Below are 6,364 nucleotides of genomic sequence, written 5' to 3' on the forward strand. Positions count from 1 at the left end.
GATAGGATTCAGACACTTTGCTCATTTGGAGTTTGGGCGGCTGCATTAGATAGGCAGCAGACAGGCGCCGGCAGACGGCCTAGCTACGATGCCCAACTGAGGACGCATGCCCTTTGCATGCCAGAATGCGCCTAGTGCGCGCTTAACCGCGTCCATCTTGTTGAATTGAAGAACCGCAACGACGCATCCGCCGAAGCCACCACCCGTCATCCTCGCACCGCCTTCGTTACCTATCGCCAAGTTGAGACAATCGACGAGCGCATCGACCGCTGGCACACTAACCTCTAAGTCGTTCTTGAGTGAGTGATGCGAGGCGCGCATTGCATTACCAAGAGCAACCAAGTCACCCTGCGCGATTGCGCGCGCAGCATCGACGGTTCGCACATTTTCCGTCACAACATGGCGCGCGCGACGGTAGACTTTGTAGTCGAGTTCAGAGCGCTTTGCTTCCAGTCGCTGCGGATCGAGATCGCGCAGCGCTGAAACGCCAAAATGCGCTGCCACGCTGGCGCATTGGGCCCGTCGCTCGTTGTACGCACTCTCAGCCAGTTCGCGCACGACGCCGGATTGCACAATCAGGATGCGTGCATCTGCGGGGAAGTGCACTTGCTCAATCGCAAGCGAACGGCAATCGAGGAGCAAAGCGCTGTCCCGCTGCCCAAATGCGGAAGCGATTTGGTCCATTAAGCCACAAGCGCATCCAACGAAATGATGCTCGGCCCATTGTGCTACCTTGGCCAAAGCGCGGTGGTCTGGCGTTTGCTCGCCAGCTAATGCAGTGAGCCCCAAGGCCAATGCGACACCGAGTGACGCGGAAGAAGAAAGGCCTGTTCCTTGAGGAACATTTCCGGAAATAGCAAGGTACGCACCTCCAACTGGTAGTCCGAACTTCAGCAATCCTGCGGTTGCGCCACGCAAATGGTTTTGCCAGTGTCCCGCCGACATTGGAACAATTTGGCCATCAATCGCGAACTCACACTTCTCTTCCTGAAGGTCGACTGCGTGAGCAGCAATCAGGTTATCAGCCCGCGGCGCTAAGGCGACTACAGTGCCGTACTCCAGTGCACAGGGCAGCGCGAAGCCATCGTTATAATCCGTATGGTCTCCGATCAGATTAACCCGACCCGGCGCGAATGCAACGACTGTTGGCTCGCGGTGATAAGCTTGTCGAAATGTCTTTATAGTATGTTGAGCTAGTGCTTCGAGGGGGGTCATTGGGCGTCCCTCAGGCTGTAATGTGTTGGCGATACACGGCGAAGTCGTTCTGCTGCCTGTTCAGGCGTCAGATCGCGTTGCGCTTCGGCGAGCATTTCATAGCCGACCATGAATTTCCGGACTGTCGCCGAACGCAGCAAGGGCGGATAGAAATGGGCATGCAGAACCCAGTGACTGTGATCTCCTGGGAGATAAGGGGCGCCGTGCCAGCCCATCGAATAGGGAAATGGACAACCAAACAGATTGTCATACCGGGCCGTTAGCTCGCGCAGGACATCGGCTAGTCCGTCGCGCTGGACAGCGTTAAGATGCTCTATGCGCTGCACCGAGAACCGCGGCATCAATAGGGTTTCGAATGGCCACACCGCCCACCACGGTACGATCACAAGCCAGTCTGGCGTTTCGATCACCACACGCGGCCCGCCCGCTTCCTGAGCGGCCACCTCCGTCAGCAAGCTATGTCCGGTTTCGGCAAAGTAGGCGCGCTGTCGCTCGTCCTCAATTGCAGGCTCATCAGGAACGTGGCTGCTAGCCCATAGCTGGCCATGAGGGTGCGGATTGGAACAGCCCATCGCTGCCCCTTTGTTCTCGAATAACTGGACCCAGGTGTATTGAGTGCCCAGCTCGCTTGATTGCGCTGCCCAGCAATCAATCACGGAGCGGACCTGCTCCTTTGAAAGCTGCGGCAAAGTCAGCGAATGATTGGGAGAGAAGCAAATTACGCGGCATTCTCCGCTGACAACTTCGGCACGAAACAGATCTTGCGCCTCCGTGTCTGCATTGCTTCCGAGGAGTAACGCCGGAAAATCATTTTGGAACGCCCATGGACCTTCATAATTCGGATTGGTTGCGCCATTCGCCCGGTTGTTGCCGGGGCAGAGATAGCAATCCGCATCATGCACCTGTAGGTCTGGCGCTGCCTGCGGTTCTATCTGGCCAAGCCAGGGACGTTGTGTTCGGTGGGGCGATACCAGGACCCAACGGCCCGTCAGGGGGTTTTGGCGGCGATGCACCAGATCTGAAAAATCCATTAGATTACACCCTAATCAAGATCAAATTGCCAACAGACTCACCGGCCATAATCCGAGGCCATCTAGTCTTATTGACGAATTATGCAATATCGTCGCTGGCGGATTGAGACATAGGCCCGCCTCTAGAGAAGATTTGGTGATACTGACCCCCGAGCATCCTCGCTAACCGACAGATTGGCGGCAATGCTCCGTTTAGTTACAAAAAGCAGGCAGTCTGCTTCCGGCCCATTTTTGGCCATCATACCGAAACAAAGCTATGACCTCCGCTTAGGCAGCTTTCAGGCATCCACCACCGCTCTCGGAACGACCTCAATTGGGCGCAAAGCCGTCGGACCGCTCGCGGCGCAATTGCAGCCGTTGCCGACTTGTAGGTTGTTAAACTGACTGTTCGGGAGTGGCGGGCAGGGCAATTATGCTATCGCCTTGATCACATGGGTATTTGTTATCTCTCTGTTATCGGCAAATACCTTCGCTGTTATCAACGCAGCACTTCCCTGTTATCGAGATTGAAATTCCCTGTTATTTTTTTAGGGAATTCGGTCGAAAAGCGCAGGCATACTGCGCGTTCCATGAGACCAAACTCTCTTAATCGACCTCGAAAATTGATATTTTCCCTGCTAACTCCCTAATAACAGGGAACCTCAGGCAGAGACCATTGTCTGTTGGCTGCGCACACCTCCATTTTCGTATATCACTTGACGGGCAAATCAGCATCATGCTGTTATCGGTGGTTGCGGCGGCGGTATTACACCGCGCTATCTAGACACGTTCTCATTCGACTTTTTGGCCACGGAACCCAAATTTCATGATGTTTCCGCGACCATGCTAGATGTTCAAGCCGATCGACTGTCAGCGAAATTGTGCGACGCTTTGCCCATTCATAAACCGCCTAAGGCACAAGGTGCTGATGGAGGGCGGCGAAGATAATGCCCCGGCAGAAAAGCTCTAATCGCGATGTATAATGGCCTTTCCATGCGCATTGTTGTGCGCTAAAACTTCTCGCCAAAGCAGTATGAACGTCGTTGGCTAACTGCCCAATAACTAAGTGACGGGAGAATTTATGGTCAACGCAAAAGCAATAGCTGGCCTATTGGCTTTTTCGGCAATGCTTGCCGCATGCACGGGTGGTTCGGAAGGTGAAACGGATACATCCGCGCAGGCAGAAGCAACAACCCCTGCCGCACCTGCGGGTCCCCCTCCGGCAACGGATATCAGCAGTTTGGATGGCACTGTTCTTGCTAATTTCACAGGTAATGCCGCCAACGGCAAGCAAGTGTTTGCGCAATGCAGCATGTGCCATGTGACGGACGCGGGTGTGAACAAAATTGGACCGTCCTTGCATGATATTATCGGACGTACAGCCGGAACAGCTCCAGGATATACCTATTCTGCGGCCAATGCGGGTGCCGGTTTTGTGTGGACTAAAGAAAAACTGTTTCAGTTTCTGGAAAAGCCCACGCGTGTCATTCCGCAGACGAAGATGATCTATGCGGGTCTGCCAGATGCACAAAAGCGTGCTGACCTGATCGCCTATCTCGAAACACCAAGCTGATTTTTTGTGCGCGTAATATTAAGCTGGCGTCACTTGGACGACAACAACAGCTTTGGATCAATGCGCGCATTGTTCCATTTCATGCCCCAATGCAGATGTGGACCGCTTGCCCGTCCCGTCGCGCCAACACGCCCGATGACTTGCCCCTGCTGCACATAATCACCTTCTTTTACGAGAAGCTCTGAGCAGTGTAAAAACGCACTGTTTAAGCCCATGCCATGATCAATCATCAGCAAATGCCCCTCCAGCGTGAAGGCATCTGTGGCCGCAAGCGTGACGACACCGTCCGCAGGTGCGACAAAATCTGTCCCATTTGGTGCGGCAATGTCCATGCCGCTATGATAGCTGCCGGGCGTCCCGTTATAGATACGCTGCGCGCCAAATAGGCCAGACGTCCGGCCAGCCACTGGGCGCATGAATTTTTGCCGCCAGCCATTACCGAGCGTGGTTTTGGCCCGCGCTGCATGTATGCGGGCGAGCTCGGCGCCGCGTCTTGCTTCGAACTCTGCGGTTGTTTTTGCGCCGCCGGTCGGGTTGGCAGCTACATTTTCAATCCGCCAGTTGCCCGGTGTTATGGCCAAAGTGCGATCGAGCGTTCGACCATCGGCGAATGTGGCGGTCAGGATCGCGCTGCTTTCGGCATCGCGGTCAAACCCCATCAGGAAAAAGCCGTCGGCTGTCAGTGGCAACGCAACGCCGTTCAGCGTGACCGACACTGCACCGCGTGGCGCACGCGCGATGACCAGGCCGCCCTGTACCGCTGGCATAGACATCCAAAAGTCGGTGGGGGCAGATGGCGGTTGCGTGTTTGCTGTCGGTGCGGCCGCTACGCTCAATGGCTGCGCAGAGATTCCCGCGAGCGCGGCTAAGAAAATCCAGCCCGAACGCTGCAATCAATCAACCCTTTTTCATCGTCGCGCGAACCGATGCCTCCGCGCTGACATAGGGCTCCTGTTTGACGACGCTCCAATAACGCAATTCTTCCAATGGAATGGCCTGCCCCGTTTCGGCGCACACGACATGGTCGCCTGCGGTCAGCATACGAAAACTATTTGCCATATAATGCAGGCGGGCGACTTTGTTCTTGGACGACATCAACATTTGGACATTATGGCGCATCGATACTGAATGGGCAATGCACGGCTTTATCCGTCAAACAAATTGCCTTGATTGACAGCCGCTTTTGCTGGTTTCGCCGGGGACATTCGCGGTGCAGGTCCGCCACTTATTTGGGCACCCACTTCGCCATCGACAAATCGCAACGTCACGTCACCCGCTTTCACCGCGGCTTCCCGCGTCATAATGGTTTTGCCATTCGCATCGGTCACGCGCGCAAAGCCGCGCTTAAGCGGGGCTTCGGGATGCAATGTGCTCACCAGCCGCGTCAACGCATCAAGGCGCTGCTGCCCTTGCTCGGCGCGCCGGAGCAGGAGGCGCGGGTGCAGCATCATCGCTGGCGCAGAAAAAGCCACTTCAGCCTTGCCAATTCTGGTCCGAAGCGATTGGCGAAGCCGTTCGGACAGGTCGTCTGTGCGTTGCTGATGCGGGGCGGCAAGGTCTGACAGACGCGGCATCAGACGGCGCTGTGCCTCAAGCCGTTCGGCCGCAAGGTCGACCTTTTTGCGGACGACATTGGACATGCGCAGCCCGAATTGTCCCACACGTTGCAGCAAATCGCTGCGCACGGGAACGGCAATCTCGGCCGCGGCCGTAGGCGTCGGCGCGCGCAAATCTGCGGCAAAGTCGCACAAAGTTGTATCGGTTTCATGCCCGACGGCCGATATGATGGGTATCGTACAATCCGCGACGGCTCGGACCACGGCCTCATCATTAAAGGCCCATAGGTCCTCAATAGACCCGCCGCCGCGCGCCACGATGACCAGGTCCGGGCGGCGCGTGGGTCCGTCCTGTGGCATTGCCGAAAATCCATGGACCGCACGCGCGATTTGGGCGGCGGCGCCTTCGCCTTGCACCAATACCGGCCAGACGATCACATGGCTTGGAAAGCGATCGGCAAGACGGTGCAGGATGTCACGGATAACTGCGCCGGTGGGCGAGGTTACGACGCCAATTGTACGTGGCAGTGACGGCAGCTTTTTCTTGCGTTCCGGTGCGAATAAACCTTCGGCGGCGAGCCGCGCCTTTAGCTTTTCAAACAAAAGCATCATCGCGCCTTCGCCTGCGACTTCAAGGCTCTCGACCACGATTTGATAGTTCGAGCGGCCCGCATAGGTCGTCAATTTGCCCGTGGCGACAACCTCCAGCCCGTCTTCAGGGGCGAAGGGCAGGCGCGCCGCCCCACCTTTCCACATGACCGCATCCAGCCGCGCATTTTCGTCTTTGAGCGAAAAATAAATATGGCCCGACGCGGCGCGCTTAAAGCCCGAAATCTCCCCGCGCACGCGGACATGGCCGAACCGGTCCTCAACCGTGCGCTTTAACGCCAGCGATAACTCCGACACACTCATGGCCTGGGCATTGTCGCCGGGCCGCTCCTCGGCTAACAGGCGGGCAACTTGCGGGTCAGCATTTTCAAAGGGGTCATTTGCGGACATGAATATCTTGC

Annotated in this window: 6 protein-coding genes; 1 reads left to right on the top strand and 5 read right to left on the bottom strand. The window is 56.4% G+C overall.

The genetic code is table 11. The annotated features are described in order from the left end of the window. Window positions 1-45: 45 nt before the first annotated feature. Both galK and ACIQ5B_RS09720 read right to left on the bottom strand, forming a co-directional pair. Window positions 46-1,215 carry a galactokinase gene (gene galK / locus ACIQ5B_RS09715; protein ID WP_397598839.1) on the bottom strand — a complete coding sequence of 390 codons (1,170 nt, stop codon included), beginning with the start codon at window positions 1,213-1,215 and terminating at the stop codon, window positions 46-48. After that, on the bottom strand, window positions 1,212-2,246 hold the full coding sequence (locus tag ACIQ5B_RS09720) for a UDP-glucose--hexose-1-phosphate uridylyltransferase (protein ID WP_397598840.1): 1,035 nt from the start codon (window positions 2,244-2,246) through the stop codon (window positions 1,212-1,214). The genes galK and ACIQ5B_RS09720 overlap by 4 nt, the downstream gene beginning before the upstream one ends. Window positions 2,247-3,306: 1,060 nt before the next feature. On the opposite strand from ACIQ5B_RS09720, the gene ACIQ5B_RS09725 reads away from it, so the two are divergent. Then, on the top strand, window positions 3,307-3,798 hold the full coding sequence (locus tag ACIQ5B_RS09725; RefSeq protein WP_397598841.1) for a c-type cytochrome: 492 nt from the start codon (window positions 3,307-3,309) through the stop codon (window positions 3,796-3,798). A 29-nt stretch (window positions 3,799-3,827) separates the two neighbouring features. Here the strand turns inward: ACIQ5B_RS09725 and ACIQ5B_RS09730 are convergent, their stop codons facing one another. The 3 genes from ACIQ5B_RS09730 to xseA form a co-directional block, all read right to left on the bottom strand. After that, a complete protein-coding gene (locus ACIQ5B_RS09730; RefSeq protein ID WP_397598842.1) occupies window positions 3,828-4,565 on the bottom strand; it encodes a M23 family metallopeptidase in 738 nt (245 codons plus the stop codon). Window positions 4,566-4,695: 130 nt separating this feature from the next. Beyond that, window positions 4,696-4,899, bottom strand: coding sequence for a DUF2093 domain-containing protein (locus ACIQ5B_RS09735; RefSeq protein WP_397598843.1), 204 nt, complete (start codon window positions 4,897-4,899; stop codon window positions 4,696-4,698). 44 nt (window positions 4,900-4,943) lie between these two features. Continuing rightward, window positions 4,944-6,353 carry an exodeoxyribonuclease VII large subunit gene (gene xseA, locus ACIQ5B_RS09740; RefSeq protein ID WP_397598844.1) on the bottom strand — a complete coding sequence of 470 codons (1,410 nt, stop codon included), beginning with the start codon at window positions 6,351-6,353 and terminating at the stop codon, window positions 4,944-4,946. Window positions 6,354-6,364 lie beyond the last annotated feature (11 nt).

The organism is Sphingorhabdus sp. (genome assembly GCF_044374345.1).
Lineage (GTDB): Bacteria > Pseudomonadota > Alphaproteobacteria > Sphingomonadales > Sphingomonadaceae > Sphingorhabdus_B.

Excerpts from the sequence above, each read along its gene's own strand:
- galK (WP_397598839.1), bottom strand. The coding sequence starts at position 1,215 with ATGACCCCCCTCGAAGCACTAGCTCAACATACTATAAAGACATTTCGA.
- ACIQ5B_RS09720 (WP_397598840.1), bottom strand. The coding sequence starts at position 2,246 with ATGGATTTTTCAGATCTGGTGCATCGCCGCCAAAACCCCCTGACGGGC.
- ACIQ5B_RS09725 (WP_397598841.1), top strand. The coding sequence starts at position 3,307 with ATGGTCAACGCAAAAGCAATAGCTGGCCTATTGGCTTTTTCGGCAATG.
- ACIQ5B_RS09730 (WP_397598842.1), bottom strand. The coding sequence starts at position 4,565 with ATGCCAGCGGTACAGGGCGGCCTGGTCATCGCGCGTGCGCCACGCGGT.
- ACIQ5B_RS09735 (WP_397598843.1), bottom strand. The coding sequence starts at position 4,899 with ATGTTGATGTCGTCCAAGAACAAAGTCGCCCGCCTGCATTATATGGCA.
- xseA (WP_397598844.1), bottom strand. The coding sequence starts at position 6,353 with ATGTCCGCAAATGACCCCTTTGAAAATGCTGACCCGCAAGTTGCCCGC.